The organism is Streptomyces mesophilus (assembly GCF_040300965.1).
GTDB classification, from domain to species: Bacteria; Actinomycetota; Actinomycetes; order Streptomycetales; family Streptomycetaceae; genus Streptomyces; species Streptomyces mesophilus_A.
Window position 1 is genome coordinate 18,589 of the sequence record NZ_JBEPEW010000081.1, and the last position, 19,113, is coordinate 37,701.

At 71.6% G+C, this 19,113-nt stretch carries 20 protein-coding genes and 2 pseudogenes; 7 read left to right on the forward strand and 15 right to left on the reverse strand.

Annotated features, from left to right (window positions below):
* Nucleotides 1–101: 101 nt before the first annotated feature.
* Nucleotides 102–1,631: an alpha/beta hydrolase gene (locus tag ABT367_RS25475; protein ID WP_352255412.1), complete on the forward strand. Its 1,530-nt coding sequence runs from the start codon at nt 102–104 to the stop codon at nt 1,629–1,631.
* A gap of 9 nt (nt 1,632–1,640) precedes the next feature.
* On the opposite strand, the gene ABT367_RS25480 is transcribed toward ABT367_RS25475, so the two are convergent.
* The 3 genes and pseudogenes from ABT367_RS25480 to ABT367_RS41485 form a co-directional block, all read right to left on the reverse strand.
* Nucleotides 1,641–2,180, reverse strand: a complete 540-nt coding sequence (locus tag ABT367_RS25480) for a gamma carbonic anhydrase family protein (protein WP_352255413.1) — start codon at nt 2,178–2,180, stop codon at nt 1,641–1,643.
* Nucleotides 2,181–2,334: 154 nt separating this feature from the next.
* A complete protein-coding gene (locus ABT367_RS25485; protein WP_352255414.1) occupies nt 2,335–2,802 on the reverse strand; it encodes a hypothetical protein in 468 nt (155 codons plus the stop codon).
* An 87-nt stretch (nt 2,803–2,889) separates the two neighbouring features.
* A pseudogene (locus ABT367_RS41485) lies at nt 2,890–3,021 on the reverse strand (IS630 family transposase); the annotation flags it as partial.
* Between the two features lie 93 nt (nt 3,022–3,114).
* On the opposite strand from ABT367_RS41485, the gene ABT367_RS25490 reads away from it, so the two are divergent.
* Nucleotides 3,115–3,900, forward strand: a complete 786-nt coding sequence (locus tag ABT367_RS25490; protein ID WP_352255432.1) for an acyltransferase — start codon at nt 3,115–3,117, stop codon at nt 3,898–3,900.
* 13 nt (nt 3,901–3,913) lie between these two features.
* Here the strand turns inward: ABT367_RS25490 and ABT367_RS25495 are convergent, their stop codons facing one another.
* Nucleotides 3,914–4,780 carry a DMT family transporter gene (locus tag ABT367_RS25495; protein WP_352255415.1) on the reverse strand — a complete coding sequence of 289 codons (867 nt, stop codon included), beginning with the start codon at nt 4,778–4,780 and terminating at the stop codon, nt 3,914–3,916.
* A gap of 133 nt (nt 4,781–4,913) precedes the next feature.
* Between ABT367_RS25495 and ABT367_RS25500 the strand changes: the two genes are divergently transcribed.
* The 3 genes from ABT367_RS25500 to ABT367_RS25510 are packed head-to-tail and all read left to right on the forward strand — an operon-like array spanning nt 4,914 to nt 7,410.
* A complete protein-coding gene (locus tag ABT367_RS25500) occupies nt 4,914–5,486 on the forward strand; it encodes a helix-turn-helix domain-containing protein (RefSeq protein ID WP_352255416.1) in 573 nt (190 codons plus the stop codon).
* A gap of 32 nt (nt 5,487–5,518) precedes the next feature.
* Entirely contained in the window at nt 5,519–6,085 is a 567-nt protein-coding gene (locus ABT367_RS25505; protein ID WP_352255417.1) for a YbaK/EbsC family protein, read from the forward strand.
* Nucleotides 6,082–7,410, forward strand: coding sequence for a M28 family peptidase (locus ABT367_RS25510; protein ID WP_352255418.1), 1,329 nt, complete (start codon nt 6,082–6,084; stop codon nt 7,408–7,410). The genes ABT367_RS25505 and ABT367_RS25510 overlap by 4 nt, the downstream gene beginning before the upstream one ends.
* Nucleotides 7,411–7,459: 49 nt before the next feature.
* On the opposite strand, the gene ABT367_RS25515 is transcribed toward ABT367_RS25510, so the two are convergent.
* From ABT367_RS25515 to ABT367_RS25550, 8 genes are all read right to left on the reverse strand, one after another.
* Nucleotides 7,460–9,439: an amino acid transporter gene (locus tag ABT367_RS25515; protein WP_434975533.1), complete on the reverse strand. Its 1,980-nt coding sequence runs from the start codon at nt 9,437–9,439 to the stop codon at nt 7,460–7,462.
* A gap of 39 nt (nt 9,440–9,478) precedes the next feature.
* Complete coding sequence (locus ABT367_RS25520) at nt 9,479–10,243, reverse strand: DedA family protein (protein ID WP_352255419.1); 765 nt, start codon at nt 10,241–10,243, stop codon at nt 9,479–9,481.
* Complete coding sequence (locus ABT367_RS25525; protein ID WP_352255420.1) at nt 10,236–11,000, reverse strand: lysophospholipid acyltransferase family protein; 765 nt, start codon at nt 10,998–11,000, stop codon at nt 10,236–10,238. Before ABT367_RS25525 ends, ABT367_RS25520 begins: the two co-directional genes overlap by 8 nt.
* Before the next feature lie 59 nt (nt 11,001–11,059).
* Nucleotides 11,060–11,824 carry a GNAT family N-acetyltransferase gene (locus ABT367_RS25530; RefSeq protein WP_352255421.1) on the reverse strand — a complete coding sequence of 255 codons (765 nt, stop codon included), beginning with the start codon at nt 11,822–11,824 and terminating at the stop codon, nt 11,060–11,062.
* Between the two features lie 216 nt (nt 11,825–12,040).
* A complete protein-coding gene (locus ABT367_RS25535; protein ID WP_352255422.1) occupies nt 12,041–12,343 on the reverse strand; it encodes a FeoC-like transcriptional regulator in 303 nt (100 codons plus the stop codon).
* Complete coding sequence (gene feoB, locus ABT367_RS25540; RefSeq protein WP_352255423.1) at nt 12,340–14,346, reverse strand: ferrous iron transport protein B; 2,007 nt, start codon at nt 14,344–14,346, stop codon at nt 12,340–12,342. The genes ABT367_RS25535 and feoB overlap by 4 nt, the downstream gene beginning before the upstream one ends.
* Complete coding sequence (locus ABT367_RS25545) at nt 14,339–14,578, reverse strand: FeoA family protein (protein ID WP_352255424.1); 240 nt, start codon at nt 14,576–14,578, stop codon at nt 14,339–14,341. Before ABT367_RS25545 ends, feoB begins: the two co-directional genes overlap by 8 nt.
* A 399-nt stretch (nt 14,579–14,977) precedes the next feature.
* Complete coding sequence (locus ABT367_RS25550) at nt 14,978–15,379, reverse strand: heavy metal-responsive transcriptional regulator (protein ID WP_352255425.1); 402 nt, start codon at nt 15,377–15,379, stop codon at nt 14,978–14,980.
* Nucleotides 15,380–15,465: 86 nt separating this feature from the next.
* On the opposite strand from ABT367_RS25550, the gene merB reads away from it, so the two are divergent.
* The gene (merB, locus tag ABT367_RS25555) at nt 15,466–16,566 is read left to right on the forward strand and encodes an alkylmercury lyase family protein (RefSeq protein ID WP_352255426.1); all 1,101 of its coding nucleotides are present in this window, start codon (nt 15,466–15,468) and stop codon (nt 16,564–16,566) included.
* A gap of 146 nt (nt 16,567–16,712) precedes the next feature.
* The gene (locus tag ABT367_RS25560; protein WP_352255427.1) at nt 16,713–17,024 is read left to right on the forward strand and encodes a cupin domain-containing protein; all 312 of its coding nucleotides are present in this window, start codon (nt 16,713–16,715) and stop codon (nt 17,022–17,024) included.
* A 53-nt stretch (nt 17,025–17,077) separates the two neighbouring features.
* On the opposite strand, the gene ABT367_RS25565 is transcribed toward ABT367_RS25560, so the two are convergent.
* The 3 genes and pseudogenes from ABT367_RS25565 to ABT367_RS25575 form a co-directional block, all read right to left on the reverse strand.
* Nucleotides 17,078–18,244 carry a YncE family protein gene (locus tag ABT367_RS25565; protein ID WP_434975534.1) on the reverse strand — a complete coding sequence of 389 codons (1,167 nt, stop codon included), beginning with the start codon at nt 18,242–18,244 and terminating at the stop codon, nt 17,078–17,080.
* A complete protein-coding gene (locus ABT367_RS25570) occupies nt 18,241–18,837 on the reverse strand; it encodes an ankyrin repeat domain-containing protein (RefSeq protein ID WP_352255428.1) in 597 nt (198 codons plus the stop codon). Before ABT367_RS25570 ends, ABT367_RS25565 begins: the two co-directional genes overlap by 4 nt.
* 172 nt (nt 18,838–19,009) lie before the next feature.
* A pseudogene (locus ABT367_RS25575) lies at nt 19,010–19,113 on the reverse strand (GlcG/HbpS family heme-binding protein); the annotation flags it as partial.

A 19,113-nucleotide genomic window follows, 5' to 3' on the forward strand; every position in this document is an offset into this window, starting at 1 on the left:
GGCGCGGCCGAGCGGGATCGGGAGCCCTGGCCGGCTGGCCTGAATGCGACCGGCGAAGACCCCGCTTAGCCTGGCCGCAGGCGACTACCGGAAGGCGGCTCATGCAGGTCGGGCGCGTGCGTGCGGCGGGAGCCGGCGCCGTGCTCACGCTGCTCGGTCCGCTGGCCGTCGGGGGCTGCGCTCCCGCGCTGCCCGACCTGGGGCGCTTCTACCACCAGCGCATCGCCTGGCATGCGTGCGCGGGCGGGGACGGTCCGAAGAGTGCCGAGGGCGCCACCGCAGCCGGAAGGGAGTGCGGACGGCTGACCGTACCCGTCGACTACGCCCGCCCTGATGGCGCGACGCTCACGCTCGCCTTGGTGCGTTTCAGGACCGAGGCACAAGGGCGCCAGAGAAAGGGAGCGGTGGTCTTCAACTTCGGCGGCCCGGGTGTCTCGGGTGTCGACAGCCTGCCGGGCTTTCGCGAGAACGCCGGCGGCATCGCGGCGCGCTACGACCTGGTGAGCTTCGATCCCCGGGGCGTCGGCCGCAGTTCGCCGGTGCGCTGCGGCGAACCGGACGCGGCGGAGGACCTGGAGCGCGCACTGGCGGAGGACAGCGGGCGCCCGGAGGACTTCGCCCGGGATGTGGCCCGGGCGAAGGAGTACGGCGCCGTCTGCCGCAAGGAGACCGGGCCGCTGCTCGACCATGTCGGGACCCTGGAGACGGCCAGGGACCTGGACGTGCTGCGCCAGGCGCTCGACGAGAAGAAGCTCAACTACTTCGGCCTGTCGTACGGAACCAGGCTCGGCGCCGTCTACGCGGGGCTGTTCCCGCGGCGGACCGGGCGGATGGTGCTGGACGCCGTGGACACGCTCGATCTCCCCGCGGAACGCGACGGACTGGCCGTGGCCAAGGCATCGCAGCAGGCACTGGACGCATTCATCGACGCGTGTGCCGCACGCGAGGACTGCCCGCTCGGCCGCACCCCGCGGCAGATCCGCGCGCTCGTCGACGAGCAGACGACACGGCTCGCCGCGGATCCGCCGAGGACGGCGGCGGGCAAGGAGTTCACCGACCTCGACCTGCGCAACGCCATCTGGGTCGCGCTTCTGGGCCAGGGCTCCTGGCCCGACCTGGAGCAGGGCTTGGCGGCCCTGGCCCGGTCCGGCGACCCCGGGCCGCTCGCGGGGTTCAACCAGGCCATGGACGACCTCGTCGGCGGCGGAGGCAGGGAAGCCCTGCTGGCCGTCAACTGCATGGACGACCCCGACCGTCCGGCCGACCCGGCACGCGAAGACGCCGCGGCACAACGGCGGTTGGCGAAGGAAGCGCCGTACTTCGGCCCCATCCTGTACGGGCAGGCGGCGAGCTGTGCCGGTTGGCCGGCAGGCAGCGGCTTCCTCCGCGAGATCGACCGCCCCGGAGCGCCGAAGGTCCTGGCGATCGGCTCAAAGGTCGACCCGGCCACTCCCTACGTATGGGCCGAGGAGACCGCCGAGAAGCTGGACGCGGTGCTGTTGACCTACGAAGGGGTGGGCCACGGCGCCAACGGATCTCCTTGCGTCAAGGCGAAGATCGACGCCTTCTACACCGAGGGGGCCCTGCCCGACGACGGTGCCGTCTGTCCGGCGGACCAGCCGGCCCGTTGAGACCGTGCGCTACGCGCCGGACTCCTCGTGCGCCGCGCGGTGCGCCTTCGCCAGCTCCGTGTACATCGCCGCGTTGAGCTTGATGCCCTCGCGCTCCTCCTCGGTCAGCGGCCGGCGCACCTTCGCCGGTACGCCCGCGACCAGTGAGCCCGGCGGCACCTGCATGCCCTGCGGCACGAGGGCCTGGGCCGCGACCAGGGAACCGGCGCCGATCACCGCGCCGTTGAGCACCGTCGCGCCCATGCCGATGAGGCAGTCGTCCTCGACCGTGCAGCCGTGCACCGTGGCGTTGTGGCCCACCGAGACCCGGTCGCCGATGGTGACGGGGAAGCCGGGGTCGACATGGACCGTGCAGTTGTCCTGGATGTTGCTGTCCGTGCCGAGCACGATCGGGCCGCAGTCCGCGCGGAGCACCGCGTGGTACCAGATGCTGGAGCCCGCCTTCATCGTCACCTCTCCCATGGCGACGGACGTCGGGGCGGCGAAGGCCTCCGGGTCCACCTCGGGGTTCCTGCCGCCGACCCCTGCGATCAACGCGCGCTCTGCCATGCCGTGCTCCTTGTTGCTCAAGTCGTGATGCGCCCAGGGGAACGGTAAGGGACAGCTGTGTGCGCGCTTGAGGGTGGGGGCAGCCGCTGGCTACCGAACTTGAAGGAGCGATGTCGGGCTGGACGGCTGGCCTTGGTTCCGGCTGAGACCTGAGTTAGATGTGGGCTCTGATCTGCTTCACCGGGTGCCCGAGTGTGTCGCCGATAGCGACCAGGTCCTCGTCGCCGAACCAGTCACGTTCGGGGTTCCAGATTGCGATCTCGAAGCGGGCGAAGCCGCACGGCCAGTCGTAATCCAGCACATCCAGCGACGTGTCGGTGCCGCAGCAGGGCACTTCCACGGCCAGGGTGGCGAAGCCGTCCTCACAGACGCTTTCCAGCAGGTCGGCGTACCACTCGGTGTCGATCGAGGCGCCGCAGTGCGGACAGCCGATCCGTTCCAGGTTGCCGCCGCAGTCGACGGGGGTGAGGGTGTCGTGCCAGGTGACGTCGATCTCGACCTCCACGCCATCGGGCAGGCTGGGAGCCAGGTCCGCGGCGAGCGCGGCAGTCCGCTCGGCCGCCACCCGGTCGGGCTGCCACTGGGGATCGGTTGGAATGATCGACAGGACGTCGTCGCTCACGGGCTGACTCAATTCGTCGGGCACAGGCGTTCGGCAGGGCGCCGTGATCTTAGGGCCATATATCAGGCCGGCCGTTCCCTGGGTTCGTCAGTCTTGGATGGCAAGGCCAGTGCCAGCGAGGCAGCCGTCGACTATGTCCGGTCGGTACTGGATCTGCTTGAGCCGGCGCTTCACAGCTCGGGTGATCTGGGCGAGGTCGGCCGCTGCGAGGTTGCCCACGACCTGAGCGATCGTCACGGGAATCGGACCGCCCAGGCCCCACCGAGTGCACGAGGGCGTGAGGAGCGGTGAAGATCACAGGTCGTGCCCCTCATGCCCGCGGGCGCGCATGAGTACGGTGTGCGGGTGCCGAACAGGAACACGTTCTCATCGCTGGCCGCGGCCCGGCGCCGCCTGGTCACGCGTACCGTGCACGCCGGCTGGCGCTGGGTGCAGCGGTCGGGAGCCGTCACGGCCGAACGGCCGGGCAAGCTGAAGTTCCGCCGCATCGGGACCGGGACGAAGCTGGCCTTCCCGCAGGGCACCGTGTTCGGCGAGCCCTGGATCGAACTCGGCAACCACTGCATCGTCGGTGAGCAGGTCACCCTGACCGCCGGACTGATGCCCGAGCTCGACCTCGGCCCCGACCCGATCCTGCGTATCGGCGACGGTGTCGTGCTCGGCCGCGGCAGTCATGTCATCGCCGATACGACGGTGACGATCGGCGCGGACTGCTACTTCGGCCCGTATGTCTACGTCACGTCCACGAACCACAGTTACGACGATCCGCTGGAGCCCGTCGGCAAGCAGTGGCCGCGGATGGAGCCCGTCGAGATCGGCCCCGGCTGCTGGATCGGCACGGGCGCGGTGATCCTGCCGGGCGCCCGGCTCGGCCGCAATGTCGTCGTGGCGGCGGGTGCGGTCGTACGCGGAGACGTACCGGACCACTCGGTGGTGGCCGGTGCGCCGGCCCGTGTCGTACGGCGCTGGGAGGCCGCCACCGGCTGGCAGCCGCCGCTGCGGACGCCCCCGCCGGTGCCGATCCCGGCGGGGATGACCTCCGAGGAGCTGCTTGCGCTTGCGGAGTGGGTGGACGAGAAGCCCGCGCAGGGTGCCTGACCGGACCCGGTGATCAGCCGCTCGCCAGCATCACCGTGCCGACCAGCGCGAGCCCCGCACCCGCGGCCTGCACCGCACGCAGCCGCTCCTTGAGCACACCCCGCGCGGCGAGCGCCGTGATCACCGGGTAGAGCGAGGCGAGCACGGCCGCGACGGTCACCGGACCGTTCTGTGCGGCGATCGAGTACGTACCGTTGGCGGCCACATCGGCGAGGCCCACGAAGGCAAGCGCCGGGAACGCGGACCACAGCATCCGCATGCCTTCGCCGCGCGGCAGGACTTCCATGCCCCGCCGGTGTGCGATGTACAGCGCGGTGCCTCCGGCCAGGACGTTGGACACCCGCTGGATGAACAGGGCGAGGAACAGGCCGGTCAGCGTCGTGGAGGCCTCGGCGATCAGAGCCATCACCGCACCGAATCCGAACGCGGCGAGCAGGGTCAGGAACAGGGCCTGCCGCTGCACGGGTGCGCCACGGAACTGCGGTCCGCCCGCGAGCACGATCCCGACGACGGCCACCGCGATCCCTCCGTACTGGAGCAGTCCGGGCCGTTCGCCGAGCACGAGCCCGACGCCGACCGGCACCGCTACTCCCACCGAACCCAGCGGCGAGACCACACCCATCGGGCCGAGGGCGAGGGCCTTGTAGAAGGAGAGCATCGCCACCGGGCCGACGAGTCCGGCCCCGACCGCGAACCACAGCTGCGGCCCCCACTCGGTCCAGCCGCCGGTCGCGATCACGACCGCGCCGAGCACTATGACCGCGATCGCCTGCGAGGCGACCACCACCGTCAGCGCGGGGATACGTCGGGTCAGCAGTCCGCCGCCGAAGTCGGCGAGACCCCAGAGCAAGCTGGTGGCCAGAGCGAACAGTGCTGTCATGACGGAACCTCGCAGTACAGTGTGTTGAACGATTTGGTGCACCACACCGTAGTTCAATGGACTGGACCCTGTCATCTAAAATATTGGACTCCGGGTGCAGGGTGGTGGCCGCGACCGCGGATTAGGGACGGGAATGTCGGATCTCGATCAGCTCACCCAGTCGCTCGCGCGCAATCTCAAGCGCTGGCGCGGCGAGCGGGGTTACACGCTCGACGCGCTCGCCGCCCGCGCGGGCGTCAGCCGCGGCATGATCATCCAGATCGAGCAGGCCCGTACGAACCCGAGCGTCGGCACCACGGTCAAGCTGGCCGACGCGCTCGGCGTCTCCATCACCACGCTGCTCGACTATGAGCAGGGCCCGCAGGTGCGGGTCGTGTCCGAGGACCAGGTCGTACGGATGTGGTCGACGGACGCGGGCAGTCACACCAAGCTCCTCGTCGGCACGGAGGTGCGCGGCCCGTTCGAACTGTGGGACTGGCTGCTCATGCCCGGCGACGAGAGCTCGTCGGACCCGCATCCGTCCGGCACCGTCGAACTCATCCATGTCACCGCCGGTGAGCTCACCCTCGTCGTCGACGGCGCCCCGCACGCCGTTCCGGCCGGATCCTCCGCCTCCTTCGAGGCCAATGTGTCGCACGCGTACCGCAACGCGGGGGACGTACCGGTGGAGATGACCATGGCAGTCCAGATCCCGGCGGCCAACTGACCTTGTCCGCGGACGGCTGTTAACTTGCCGTCATGCGTGCACCGATCGGCAACTTCGACAACGCCCGTCCCGCCCCCGACTGCCTCGACGAGCTGACCGCCCCGGTCGCCGACGCCGTACGGCACTGGCGCGGCACCGTGCCCGCCGAGCAGTTCCTGTACGTGGACACCGATCCGGCGATCGCCGACACCGCCGTGTTCGTGGAGCACTACGGGGCGAGCCTGCTCGACCGGTCCGCGAACTGCGTGGTGGTCGCGAGCAAGCGCGGCGGCGAGAGCTCGCTGGCCGCGTGCGTAGTGCTCTCGCGGACACGGGTCGACGTCAACGGTGTCGTGCGGCGTCAACTCGGGGCCCGCAAGGCCTCGTTCGCGCCGATGGGCCTCGCGACCGGTCAGACCGGGATGGAGTACGGCGGGATCACCCCGATCGGACTCCCGGCCGACTGGCCGCTGTTGGTCGACGCCGCCGTCGTCGACACCCCGTACGTACTGATCGGCAGCGGGCGGCGGCGCGGCAAGCTGATCGTGCCCGGCAAGGCCTTCGCCGAGCTGCCCGGCGCGGTCGTCGTGGACGGCCTGGGGGTCGAACAGCCGTCATGAGCCAGTGGCCGCGCACCGACGAGATGCTGGAGTGGATCCGTACGATCGTGGCGCGCGGCATCCGGCGCCCCGGATATCCGGCGGACGCCTGGACCGAGCAGTGGGCGGCGCGCAAACTGCGCGCGTACGGCCTCGATGTCGAGCTCGAACCGGTGCGTGTGCCCCGCTGGGTGCCGCGCTCGGCCGAGCTCACCGTCCGCCGCGACGGCCAGGAGGCCTCGGGACGCGGTGAGTTGAGGGTCGAGGGGTTCCCGCTGCCGTTCACCGCACCCAGCCGCGGCACCACCGCGCCCCTGGTCCGCCTCGCCGACGCCCCCGCTCATCCCGGCGCCCTCGCGGTCGACGAGCTGCGGCTCACCGAGCTGCCCCAGGCGTACGTCCGCTCGCTCGCGACCTCCTCGTACGACCCGGAAGGCGTCTTCGACACCCTGGTGCAGACGCTGCCGTTCGGGCCCCGTCTGAACCAGGTGGTGGAGCCGGCGCTGGCCGCCAAGTCCGCTGGATATGTAGGGGCGTTGGACTTCCCCTGGGAGACACGCGACTACTACGTCCCGTACGACGCCGTCGAGCGGCCCATCCCCGGTCTGTGGCTGCGGCCATCGGACACCCGCCGGGTGCTCGACCTCATGGACAAGGGTCCCTGCACCGGGACGCTCACCAGCAGTTCCCGGCTCACGGACGCGCTGAGCCACAATGTCGTGGCCACCTTGCCGGGTGCGTCCGACCACTGGGTGATCATCGCCTCGCACCACGATGCCCCCTGGGCCTCCGCCGTCGAGGACGGCACCGGCATCGCGCTGGTGCTCGCCGCCGCGCGCCACTGGGCGGGCGTTCCGCGTGAACAGCGGCCGCACAACCTGCTGTTCCTGCTCACCGCCGGACACATGGTGCACGCCGCCGGCACCCGGGCGTTCATCGACCGCCACCGGGACCTGCTGCCGGACGTCGTGCTCCAGATGCATCGGGACCACGCGGCCCTGCGCTGCGTACCGCGGGACGGCGGTCTCGAGCCGACGGACGATCCCGAGGTGCGCTGGTGGTTCACCACCCAGGAGCCGCCTCTGGAGCAGCTGGTGCACCAGAGCATCGCCGCCGAGGGGCTGCGCCGTTCGCATGTCCTCAGGCCCGATGTGTTCTCGCCGATGCCGCCCACGGACGGGGCGTTCTTCCATCCCGAAGGCGTACGGCTCGTGCATTTCCTGAGCGCGCCCATGTACCTGGTCGACTCCTCCGACACGCTCGACAAGGTCGACGCGGAGGGGCTGTTGCCGCTGTCACGGGCCGCGGCGCGGATCGTGCGCGGGACCGCCGGGTGGGTGCCGTAGCCGCCGTGGCGTCGCGCGGCCGCGCTCAGCCGACGTGCATGCGCGGCACTCAGCCGACGTGCACGCGCGGCCGCCGCTCGCGGTTCGGCTCCGCCCGGCGCAGCACCTCGCGGGTGACCGGGGCGACCTCGCCGTCGCCGAAGACCAGGAACCGCAGGAGATGGCTGACCGGGTGCCCCTCGGTCCAGTTGAAGTAGGCGTGCGGCACCTCGCCCGTGCGGTCGCGCAGTGCGAGCAGCACCGCCGCGATCGCGTTGGGGACGACGGACGACTCCACGCGCAGCCGGCGCGCGCCGTGCTTCTCGTCGCCTTGCACGTCGAGATCGGCGGTGAACTCCGAGGAGTCCCGCACGAACACCTCCAGGAACAGCACCGGCCGGCCACCCGGGATGAACGTGGCCTCGCGCTGCGTGTACTCCTTCTCGCGGTACTCGACCGTGCTGTGCTCCTGCGGCTCGTTGGCGATGATCCGCAACGGGCCGCCCATCGCGGCCGCCTCGTCGATGAGCTGCTGAGCCTTCTCGTCGAACGTCACCTGCGCCGCGCGCAGTTCGAAGGCGCGGTGGATACGGGAGGCCAGCGAGCTGATCAGGATCGCGAGGATGAACAGCGCCGCGATACGGATGCCGTCGGGACGCTCCACGACGTTGTCGACCAAGGTGTACGCGAGCACCGCGGTGATCACGCCGAAGCCGATCATCCCCTTGCGTTCCCCGGCCTTGCGGGCCGCCGCCGTACAGGCGAAGGCCGCCGAGAGCATCAGGACGAGGACACCGGTCGCGTACGCGCCGCTCTGGGCGTCGACGTCGGCGTTGAACCACAGCGTGATGAACACCGCGATCGCCATGAAGATCAGGACCAGCGGCCGCACGGCGAGCGTCCACTGCGGGGCCATGCCGTAGCGCGGCAGATAGCGCGGCACCAGGTTGAGCAGACCGGCCAGCGCGGAGGCGCCCGCGAACCACAGGATGGCGATCGTCGAGACGTCGTAGACCGTGCCGAAGACCTCGCCCAGATGCTCGTGGGCGAGATAGGCGAGCGCCCTTCCGTTGGCCTCGCCACCGCTCTTGAACTGGTCCTGCGGGATCAGGATCGTGGTCGCGAGACTGGACAGCAGCAGGAAGCAGCTCATGATGACGGCCGCGGTGGTCAGCAGTTTGCGGGTGCCGCGGATACGGCCCACGGGATTCTGCTCGGTGTCCTTGGCGTCACCCTTGACCTGCGGCATCACCGCGACACCGGTCTCGAAACCGGACATGCCGAGGGCCAGCTTCGGGAACACGAGCAGCGCGACGCCGATCATCACCCAGGGCGAGGAGTGCTCGGCGGTGGCGGCGTCCCACCAGTTGTCGATCTGTACGGGCTCGGTGACCACCTTCACGGCCGCGGTTGCCAGGACCACCACGTTGAGGGCCAGATAGATCCCGACGAGGATCACGGCGACCCCGATCGCCTCCCGGAACCCCTTGAGGAACACGGCGCCGAGCAGCGCGATCAGGAACAGCGTGATCCAGGTGTGCTCCCCGTCCAGCCACTGCGGGGCGAAGGGGTTCTCCTCCACATGGGCCGCGGCGTCGGCGGCCGACAGAGTGATGGTGATGATGAAGTCGGTGGCCGCGAAGCCGAGCAGGATCAGGACGAAGATCTTCCCGGACCACCAGGAGAGCAGCCGCTCCAGCATCCGGATCGAACCCTCGCCGTGCGGCGACTCCTTGGCGACCCGGCGGTACACCGGCAGCGCGCCGAGCAGCGTGAGCCCGATCAGGACGACGGTCGCGAGCGGCGAGAGCAGTCCCGCGGCCAGGGCCGCGATGCCCGGTTGGTAGCCGAGCGTGGAGAAGTAGTCCACGCCGGTGAGGCACATGACCCGCCACCACTTGTGCCCGCGGTGCTCGGACGGCGGTGTGCCGTGCGGTCCCGCGTGCTGGGCGGTCTCGGCGGTGAGGCCTTCGAGGAGCCAGCCGCGCAGGCGGCCGCGCGAGGGCCCGTCGGCTGTGCCGGTGGGGGGCTCCACCTCGGTGCCGGTCAATGCGTTCTCCCTGCTCACGAGAAGCGAGGCCAGTCGTGCTCACATCCTCACGTGCGTCGACATTCCGGGCGAACCGGGCGCAGGGGAATCCGTGCCGTGACACGGCTCGGGCGCTTTCGGGCCTGCTCCATTCGGCTGTACGGGGAGAGGCGGCGGCGCGGGGCGGGCCGGCTGTACGGGGAGGGCTGGACCGCCGCTGTCCCGCGCGCTCTTGCGTGAGCGAATCCGGCGTACGCACTCCAGGGCGACGGTCACCGCCGTGACGAGGCCGAAGGAGAGCATGAGCCCGTGCAGCGGACGGTCCGCGAAGGCCGCGCCGCCGAGCGCGCCCATGCAGACGGCGAACACCGCCCACAGCGCGGCGCCCAGGGCGTCGTAGGCGACGAAGCGGCGCAGGGGATAGCGCAGGGCCCCGGTGGTCAGGCCGACGGCGACCCGGCCGCCGGGCAGGTAGCGGCCGGCCACGATCAGGAGCGGGCCGTGGCGTCCGACGGCCGAGCGGGCCCATGCGTACCGTCTGCGTCCTCGCTCACCGCGCAGCAGCCGGGGGATGAGGCGGGGGCCCGCGCGGCGGCCCAGGACGTGACCGCCGACGTCGCCCGCGAGGGCGCCGGTGGCGGCGAGCACGGTGAGCAGGGTGAGCCGGCCCGGGTCGGGTCCGATGAGGACGGCGGCGGTGACCACCGTCGTCTCGCTCGGCATGAAGGGGAGCAGGGCGTCGAGGGAAGCGGTCAGGAAGATGGCGAGCCAGATCCAGGGGGAGTCGAGCAGGTGCTGCAGGGTCTGGACGTAGCGGTCAAGCATGGACGGCGGGGGAGAGGGGCGGGACGGAGCGTGCCGACGCGGGTACGCGACCGAGCACCGCCTCCTGTGCGGCCAGCGCGAGCGTCCGCCGGTCTCCGCCCGGGCCGGGGTGGAGGGTGTCGTGGGCGTCGATCCGCACGGTGAGCCCGTCCGCTCGCGCGACCCGGTGCAGCGACGGCAGGAACCCGTCGTCGCCGACGAAGGCGGCGACCGTGGACGGCATCCCGTGCTGCCGATAGCCGATGCCGACGGGACGTACCGGTGCCCCGGCGTCCAGGGCGGCCTGGAACATGGCCCGGCGGAACGTGCCGCCGGACGTGGAGCACCACGTCGTGGCCTGCGGGAAGACGGCCACCGAGCGGCCGGACAGGAGCGTCTCGCGGATCAGGGCCACCTGCTGCGGAAGGCGCCGGAAGGAGTCGCGGTCGATGAAGCAGGTGCCGGCGCGGCGGGCCAGCGTGCCCACCACGGGCCAGCCGCCGACCTCGCGTTTGGCGATCAGGGTGGCCGGTTCGCGGGCGAGCAGGGCGATCACGTCCAGCCAGGAGATGTGGTTGGCGACGATCAGCGTGCCGGTGCGGCCGGGCACGCTCAACCGGCCCTCGCCGCCCTCCCGTCGAACGCCCAGCGCGTCCAGGAGACGCCGGGCCCGCAGACGCAGCGCGCCCGGGTCGGTGAGCGCGTGCCGGTGTGCCGCGGTGCCGGCGACGATCGTGGTGAAGTCCGTGTAGCGGCGCAGTGCCGTGCGTGCGGACACGGGGGGCACGCGGTGCCCGACGCAGCCGGTGGTGCAGGGTGACTGCACCGCCCACGAGTTCATCGTTCCTCGCCGAGGAAATAGCGCCGGTAGCGGTCGCTCACGTTGGCCATCGGCAGCAGGACGTAGAAGTCGGCGACCCCGAACTCCGGGTCGTGCGCCGGGGCTCCGCACATCCAGGCGCCGAGCCGCAGATATCCGCGCAGCAGGGGCGGCAGATCCGCGTAGGACGGTGTGCCCGGCAGCGGGCCCGCCGGCTGCCAGGGCCGGTGCGGGTGGACGCGCAGGTCGGCGGGCGAGGCGTGCTTGGCGGTGCCGAGCAGCCAGGCGCTGGTCGCGGCGTGGCCGCCGTCGTCCAGCGGTACGGACGCGCAACCCGCCAGGTACTCGTGACCGGAGAGCAGTACATAGCGGGCCAGTGCCGACCACAGCAGATTGATGACGGCGCCGGTGCGGTGGTCGGGGTGGACGCAGGAGCGGCCCGCCTCGACGAGCTGGGACCGGATCGGGGCGAGGGCCGAGAGATCGAACTCGCTCTCCGCGTAGAGCTGTCGGCCGCGGCCCGGCGGGATGAGCCGGTACGTGCCGACGACCTCGCCGCTGCCGGTCTCGGTGACGAGCAGGTGGTCGGCGATCGCGTCGAACTCGTCGATGTCCAGACCTGGTTCGGGCGAGTGCAGCCGTGCGCCGAGCTCGCGCCCGAACACCTCGTGGCGCAAGCGCTGTGCGGCGCGCACCTGTTCGGGGGTGTCCGCGATCGTCGCTGCGTAGGCGAGGGAGTCGGTCGATTCGACGGTTACAGTGGACAGTGCAGGACTGGGCATGGTGAAACCTGCTCTCCATACGCTGGGGACGTCCGCGCGCATCGAGTCGCATCGCCCGCGCGGACTGCTCATGTCGTGCACGGGCCGTCGAGTTGGCGCTCGACGGCCCGATCCATTCCACCGTGCAGCCGAGCGGTGAACGCGTCAAAGATTTCTGACAGTTGTCAGGGAAGAATGAGGGAAAGTCAGGGTCGGCTCGGGGTGGGGAGCCGACGCTCAGTCCCGGGGCGGGTCCGCCGGCCTGATCGTGTGCAGCAGCGGACGGCCCGTAAGCCCTGGTGACGTACCCGTGAGCCCGGGTGCCGCACACGAGGAGCGCAGCGCGCAGCCGCCGCAGCCGGCCGGCGGGCAGCCGCCGGAGACGGCCTCGCGGGTGAGCACCCCGCGGCCGACCCAGTAGTCGACCATCGCGGCGGCCTCGTCCGGGGCCACACCGATCCGGGCCGCGACGTCGTCAAGGGATCCGCCGCGGTGGATCTCGACGAGGATCCGGCGCAGGGGGCTGACGCGGGTCGTCACCACCACAGGCTCCCGATCTGGAACACGGCGACCGCGAGCAGCCAGGCGACGGCCAGTTGGATGCCCGTCGAGAGCAGCGTCATCCTGCCGCCCATCTCCTGCCACTGCGTGGCGATCGTGGCCATGCAGGGGGTGTAGGCGAGCAGGAACACCAGGAAGGCGAGGACCGCGGGCAGCGGATGTCCGCCGGAGCTCTGCTCGAAGGTCTCGTGCAGACGGGTGCCCAACTCTCCCGCATGGTCCGGGTTGTCGGGCTCGTCGGCGCTGTAGGTCTGGGCGACGGTGGCGACCACCGCCTCCTTCGCTACGAAACCGGTGCCGAGCGCGGCGGCCGCGTGCCAGTCGTCGAAACCGGCCGGTGCGAAGGCCGGTGCCGCGGCCCGTGACATCGCGCCGAACACGCTGTGCTCGATCGGCGCCTCACCGAAGGACGTACCGGAAGCGGCACCCAGCGGGATCGCCGAGAGCAGCCACACCGCGGTGACCGTGGCGACGATGACGCCGGCCGCGGTCCTCAGGAACCCGGCGAGCTTCTGCCAGGTCTGCGTGCCGACCACGCGCAGGGTGGGAAGACGGTACGGCGGCAGCTCCAACACCAGTGCCTCGCCCCGCAGTTCACGGAAGAGCGTCTTGCGCAGCAGCATGCCGATCCCGACGACGAGCAGCACCGAGAGCAGATACATCGCGAAGACCACCGTGCCCGCGGTGCTGCCGAAGAAGACGGCCGCGAACAGCACGTACACCGTCAGGCGCGCACTGCACGAGACATACGGGATGATCATGCCGACGAGGAGCCGCTGACGCCGGTTTCCGAGGATGCGCAGCCCCGCGAGCGCGGGAACGTTGCAGCCGAAGCCGACGATGATCGGCAGGAACGCCCGGCCGGGCAGTCCGAGCCGGCGCATCAGGCGGTCCACGACGAAGGCCGCGCGTGCCATGTAGCCGGAGTCCTCGAGCAGGGCGAGCAGCACGAACATGATGACCATCAGCGGGACGAAGGTCAGCAACTGACCGACGCCGCCGATCAGTCCGTCCACGAGCAGTCCGCGCAGCCAGCCCGGAGCGCCGGACAGGGCGCTTGCCGCGGTATCGGTTACCGGGCCGTCGACGAAGGCGCCGAGCCCGTCCTGCAGCGGCTTCGCCAGAGTGGTCGTGGCGGTGAACACGCCCCACATCGCGGCGAGGAAGGCCGGGACGCCGAACCAGCGCGAGGTCAGCACCCGGTCCACCCGGTCGGACAGCGTGAGTCCCGCGCCGGCCCGCTGCGTGCGCACCACGGAGAGGACCTCGTGCACCCAGGCGTACCGGGCCTCGGCGGCGGCCAGTTCGGGATCGTCGCCCTGTGGAACGGCCAGGTGGAAGGGTCGCGCGGGGCGGCGGGCGTTCCCTTCCTCCCGTACGGCGTGGGCGGGTTCCTCCCGTACGGCGTGAGTGAGTTCCTTCCGTACGGCTTGAGCGAGCGCGTCGAGACCCTGGCGCCTGCGCGGCACCACGGGGATCACCGGAACGCCCAACTCCCGTGCCAGAGCCGTCCCGTCGACCGCGATCCCGCGGGCCCTCGCCACATCGGTCATGGTCAGGGCGACCACACAGCGCGCGCCGGTCTCCAGGATCTCGGCGAGCAGATACAGATTCCGCGCGAGGTTGGCCGCGTCGGCGGTGACCACCACCAGGTCCGGACGGCCCTCGGCTCCCGGGGCGACGAGGAGGTCACGGGTGAGCTCCTCGTCCGGGGAGCGCGGGACGAGGCTGTACGTGCCCGGGAGGTCGACCAGATCGACCGGCGTGCCGCTCGCCGGGCGCCAGGTGCCACGGGCGACCTGGACGGTCTTACCGGGCCAGTTGCCCACGTGCTGGCGGGCGCCGGTGAGTGCGTTGAACAGGGTCGACTTGCCGACATTCGGGTTGCCCACCAGGGCGACGACCGGGGCGCCCGCGGTACGGGTGTGCTCCGGGGCGGGGCAGCAGGGCGGTGTCAGGACCGGGGTGCGTGGGTCAGGCACGGGGGGCCGCCGGTGCCGGCTCTATGTCCACGGCGTGCGCCGTGGCGTCGTCGACCGCGACGCGCGCGTCACCCAGGGCGAGCAGCAGTCCGCCCGTCGCGCCACGCCCGACCACCCGGACCTCCGCGCCCCGCACGAAGCCGAGTTCGGCGAGGCGCAGCCGGTCCTGTGCGTCGGTGGTGATCCGCCGGATCCGGGCGTGGGTGCCGGGCGCGCAGCCGCGAAGGGTCACTGGTCGGCCTTCCTGAAGACGTTTCTGAGGTAAGCCTAAATTGACCCTTTCTTCCGCTTTGCTGAATTTGGTCAAGGTTCGTACAAGTGGCGCGGGTCAGGAGGGACGTCCCTGTCGGACGTCCTGGGGACGGCGGGACCTTCGTCCCGTCGGTGCGGTGGTCCCGCGTCGGCTTCGGGGTGCTGCCGTGTCCTGCGAATCCGGTCAACTGCCCCACGGTGTGGGCGGCTACAAGCCGCTGGGCGCTGGCCGGTACCTCTGCGACCCCGGATCCTGTGTGCCTCGTCGGACGCCGCGCGAGCGTTGCTGTCGGCGCCCATCGTGCTGAGGTCGCGGAGCTCGAGGAGGCCGAGGAGCTCCACGGCGAGGGCAGGGCTCAGGGGCTCGGTCGGACGGCCGTCACGGTATGGGCCCGAGGATCGTGCAGACGCCCGCCTCGGCGCACTCGGCCGGGTCGGTCTCGGCGGCGCGGGTCGCGAGGGTGCGCAAGGTGCGGCGGGTCCGGCGCAGTTCGCGCAGCCGCTCCTCGATCTCGGCGAGATGTTCGTCGATCAGCCGCGTGACCTGGGCGCACGGCACCTGCCCGCTGTCGCGCAGCGTGAGGAGGGAGCGGATCTCGGCGAGGGTGAGCCCGGCGCTCTGCGCCTCCCGTACGAACGCGAGGCGCGCCGCGGCCTCGTCCGAGTAGTCCCGGTAGCCGCCGGAGGTGCGCGGAGGCTCGGGCAGCAGTCCGGCCTGCTCGTAGAAGCGGATCGTCTTGGTGGTCAGTCCGCTGCGGGCCGCGAGATCGCCGATACGCATGCGTCCAGGCTACGCCCTTGACCTTCCAGCGCACTGGAAGGTCTAGCGTCCCTGGCAGAGCGGAAGTCGAGGGAAGGGACGCGGAGATGAGGATCACGCTGCTCACGGTTCCCGGATGTCCCGGCGAGCGACCGGCGCGCGCACGGATCGCCGCCGCGCTGGCCGGACGGAGGGGCGAGGGGGATACGGGCAAGGGGGAGACGGGCCAGGCGGAAGCGGGCCAGGTGGAAGCGGGCCAGGTGGAGACGGGCCAGGTGGAGACGGGCAAGCCGGAGACGGTCGAGGTGGAGACGGTCGAGGTGCGGGACGAGGAGCAGGCCAGGGCGCTGGGCATGACGGGCTCGCCCACGATCCTCGTCGACGGAGTCGATCCCTTCGCCGTGGCCGGCGCGGAGCCGAGCCTGTCCTGCCGTCTCTACCGAGGGGCGGACGGCACGGCCGAGTGGGCACCCACGGTGGAGGACCTGCGGGCCGTGCTCACCGGTGGCTGCGACTGCTGCGACAGCGGTCTGCCGACGGGGCTGTCGACCGGTGTGCCGGCCGGGCCGTCGGTCGGTCTGTCGGCCCTTGTCGGCAGGGGCGGGCAGGGGCGTCGGCCGCCGGCGGAGCGCGGACTGCGCGCCGTACACCGGGCGGTGCTCCGGCACTTCGCCGCGACCGGCCGGGCGCCCGGTGCCGCCGCGCTCGAAGAGCCCGCCGCCGCTCACGGCCGCACCGCTCATGACGTACTCGCCGAACTGGCCCGCGAGGATTTCCTCACCCTGGACGACACGGGCGCCATCCGCGCCGCGTACCCCTTCTCGGCCGTTCCGACGCCGCACCGGGTGCGGATCGACGGTGTGGAGGCGTGGTCGATGTGCGCGATCGACGCGCTGGGCATCCCGTCGATGCTCGGTCGGGACGTGACGATCAGCTCGACCGATCCGGTCAACGGCGAGCCCGTCACCGTGAGTTCGCGGTCCGGGATCCTGACGTGGGAGCCGCCGGGCGCGGTCGTCTTCGCCGGGATGCAGCCCGGCGAAGGGCCCGCCGCCGACGTCTGCTGCCGGACCGTGTCCTTCTTCACCGGGCCGGGGACGGCGCGGACTTGGAGCGACGCACACCCGCATGTGCCCGGGGAGGTCATCGACCGCGGCCACGCCGAGCGCGTCGCGGCGGAGACGTTCGGGCCGCTCCTCGAGGACTAGGAGTACGGGCAGGGAGGTTTTACCGAACGGTCGACCAGCAGCGCTCAGCCGTGTCGTAACGTCACCGCATCCCTTGATCACGATCGCGGGCGTCGCCGACGGTTCATCCGTTCATCCGGTGCGGCGTCCCGCCCAGGAGGCATGCCATGAACGTCATCGACCTGCGCGGAACCGCCGCCCGACTGCCGAGCGCCTGGGGCTCGTTGCTGCTCGGGCGGGTCGGCAGTGCGGAAGTGAAGGTGCTGCGGATGGACGGCCGTCCCCTGCCGCCGGAGTCCCATGACGTGGCGGAAGCGCTGCTGGTGGTGGAGGGGGAACTGCACCTGGTGGTCGACGACGTCGAGGTCCGAGTACGCGCAGGGGAGGTGTACCTCGTGGAAGCGGGGGTGGTGCATGCCGTGAACTCGGGCAGCCGAGGCACCCTCGTCATCGTCGAGCACACATCACCCCCGTCCTAGAGCCCGGCACCGACGCCGAAAGGGGGTCGGGTGCCGCCTGGATCGGTACCGCCTCAGAGAACCGCGATCCCCAACGGCCGTTCCCCGGCGGGCAGTCGGCGGGTGTCGCCGCTGTCGAGGTCGACGACCGTGATGCCGTTCCAGTAGCCGTCGCGCGTGAAGCCGCCGGTGACGTACGCGGTCCCGCCGTCCGCCGAGACCGCGACGTCCTCGTGCGGTCCCTCCAGCGGGATCACCTTCTCCTTGCCGTCCGGGGAGCGGACGGTGAGGGACGGGCCCTCGTCGCTGCTCGGGTCGATCGGGCCGGTGCCGACGGCGAGGAGGGTGCCGTCCGCGGTGATCTGCGCGCCGTGCTGATGGGTGTTCGCGGTCATCCGCTCCACGGTCGACCTGCCGGTGTCGGGATCGACGACGACGAGGCGCTCGCCCTCGAACGGGAACAGGAGCTTCCCGTCCGACGGCCGTACCGCCGCGTAGTGCGGCTTGAGCCAGGACCCCAGTCCGCCCTCGGTGCCGTAGGGGGCCACCTCGATGCGACGGGTGTCCATCGACTCCGGGTCGACGACCGTGACGTCGAAGGAGTCGTGATCGGTCGCGTACACCTGCGAGCCGTCACGCGACACATCCACGTCGAAGGGCCGCCGCCCGACGTCCGCGGTGTCGGTCACCTTCAGGGTGCGGGTGTCGACGGCCTCCAACGTGCCGTTGCCGCCGGGCACGTTGACGCCCACGTACACCTGCCGGCCGTCCGGGGCGAGCGCGATACCCATGCCGCCGCCGCGGTACTCGCCGCCGGTCGCCGGGCCGAGGTTCCCCGTCTCGTACGGGATGACCGCGAGGCGCTCGCGCTGCTCGGTGTCGACGACCGCGACGCCCTCGGCCGTGGCCACCCAGGCCCGGCCGTCCTCGCCGACGACCAGTCCGTACGGGGCCGTACCGACCCGCACGGAGTCGATGGCGCCCTTGCCTGGGTCGACGAAGGTGACGGTGTCGGCGCCGAAGTCCGCCACGAGGAGGGTGCCTTCGGGCGTCTTCGCCCGGGCCCCGCCGGGGTTTTGCTCGGCCGTGGCGCTCGGTGCCGACGAAGGAGTGCCGGCGGCCGGCGTATCGGCCTCGGACTCGCCCTGGGAGCAGCTCGCGAGCAGGGCGGCGACGGTCAGTGTGACGGCCGCCGCGGACAGGGTGCGCGGGGTGCGGCCCCGTGCGCTGCGGCGGGTCACCGTACGGCCCTCAGCAGACCGGCGATCTCGTCGAACCCGCGCCGCTCGGCGTGCTGGAGCGCGGTGATGCCGTCGCCGTCCGCGAGTCCGGGCGAGGCGCCCGCCGTGATGAGGAGTTCCACGATCTCCTGGTGTGCGCGGCCACCGTCGCCGAGGATGACCGCTTCCAACAGGGCCGTCCAGCCCAGCCGATTGACATGGTCGACGTCGATCTCGGTCTCGCGCAGGACGGCGCGCACGTAGTCGACATGGCCGCGCTCGGACGCCGGGATCAAGGAGATACCGCCGAAGCGGTTCACCAGCTTCAGATCGGGGCCGCCGGGCAGCAGCGCACGCATCATGCGGACACTGCCGGTGACGCCGGTGACCAGCCAGGGGCTGTCCGACCGGTCGTCCTGCGCGTTCGGGTCGGCGCCGGCGGCGACCAGCGCCTCGGCCGCCGCCACACAGTCGTCCGCCGCGGCGATCAGGAGCGGCGTACGACGCTGCTCGTCGCGGCGCTCGATATCGGCCCCGTCGGCGAGGGCCGCGCGCACGGCGGCGGGGTCGTCCGCGAGGACGGCGGCCAGGAGGGCCTGATCGGCAGGGGACATGGTGGTGCTCCTCGGACGGGATCCTCGGACGGGAGGTAAAGGGGACCGACGGCGTACGTCAGCGGGGGAACTGACGCACGCCGTCGGTGTCCGGTCCGGCGCGCCCCGTCTCTGCCGCCCCGGTGGACGGACCGGGTGGTGCGGCGATGGGGCGCGCCGGAAGCGGGGTGGGTCAGCCGGCGAGCGCGGCGACGCCGGCCTGGGCGATCTTCTCGTCGATGTCGCCGGACGGGGCGCCGGCCACGCCGATACCCGCGATCGGGCCGCCCTTGGCGG

Bases quoted from the DNA above. Each gene is read 5' to 3' on its own strand.
- ABT367_RS25475 (WP_352255412.1), top strand. From the start codon at position 102: ATGCAGGTCGGGCGCGTGCGTGCGGCGGGAGCCGGCGCCGTGCTCACG.
- ABT367_RS25480 (WP_352255413.1), bottom strand. From the start codon at position 2,180: ATGGCAGAGCGCGCGTTGATCGCAGGGGTCGGCGGCAGGAACCCCGAG.
- ABT367_RS25490 (WP_352255432.1), top strand. From the start codon at position 3,115: ATGCCCGCGGGCGCGCATGAGTACGGTGTGCGGGTGCCGAACAGGAAC.
- ABT367_RS25495 (WP_352255415.1), bottom strand. From the start codon at position 4,780: ATGACAGCACTGTTCGCTCTGGCCACCAGCTTGCTCTGGGGTCTCGCC.
- ABT367_RS25500 (WP_352255416.1), top strand. From the start codon at position 4,914: ATGTCGGATCTCGATCAGCTCACCCAGTCGCTCGCGCGCAATCTCAAG.
- ABT367_RS25505 (WP_352255417.1), top strand. From the start codon at position 5,519: ATGCGTGCACCGATCGGCAACTTCGACAACGCCCGTCCCGCCCCCGAC.
- ABT367_RS25510 (WP_352255418.1), top strand. From the start codon at position 6,082: ATGAGCCAGTGGCCGCGCACCGACGAGATGCTGGAGTGGATCCGTACG.
- ABT367_RS25520 (WP_352255419.1), bottom strand. From the start codon at position 10,243: ATGCTTGACCGCTACGTCCAGACCCTGCAGCACCTGCTCGACTCCCCC.
- ABT367_RS25530 (WP_352255421.1), bottom strand. From the start codon at position 11,824: ATGCCCAGTCCTGCACTGTCCACTGTAACCGTCGAATCGACCGACTCC.
- ABT367_RS25550 (WP_352255425.1), bottom strand. From the start codon at position 15,379: ATGCGTATCGGCGATCTCGCGGCCCGCAGCGGACTGACCACCAAGACG.
- merB (WP_352255426.1), top strand. From the start codon at position 15,466: ATGAGGATCACGCTGCTCACGGTTCCCGGATGTCCCGGCGAGCGACCG.
- ABT367_RS25560 (WP_352255427.1), top strand. From the start codon at position 16,713: ATGAACGTCATCGACCTGCGCGGAACCGCCGCCCGACTGCCGAGCGCC.
- ABT367_RS25570 (WP_352255428.1), bottom strand. From the start codon at position 18,837: ATGTCCCCTGCCGATCAGGCCCTCCTGGCCGCCGTCCTCGCGGACGAC.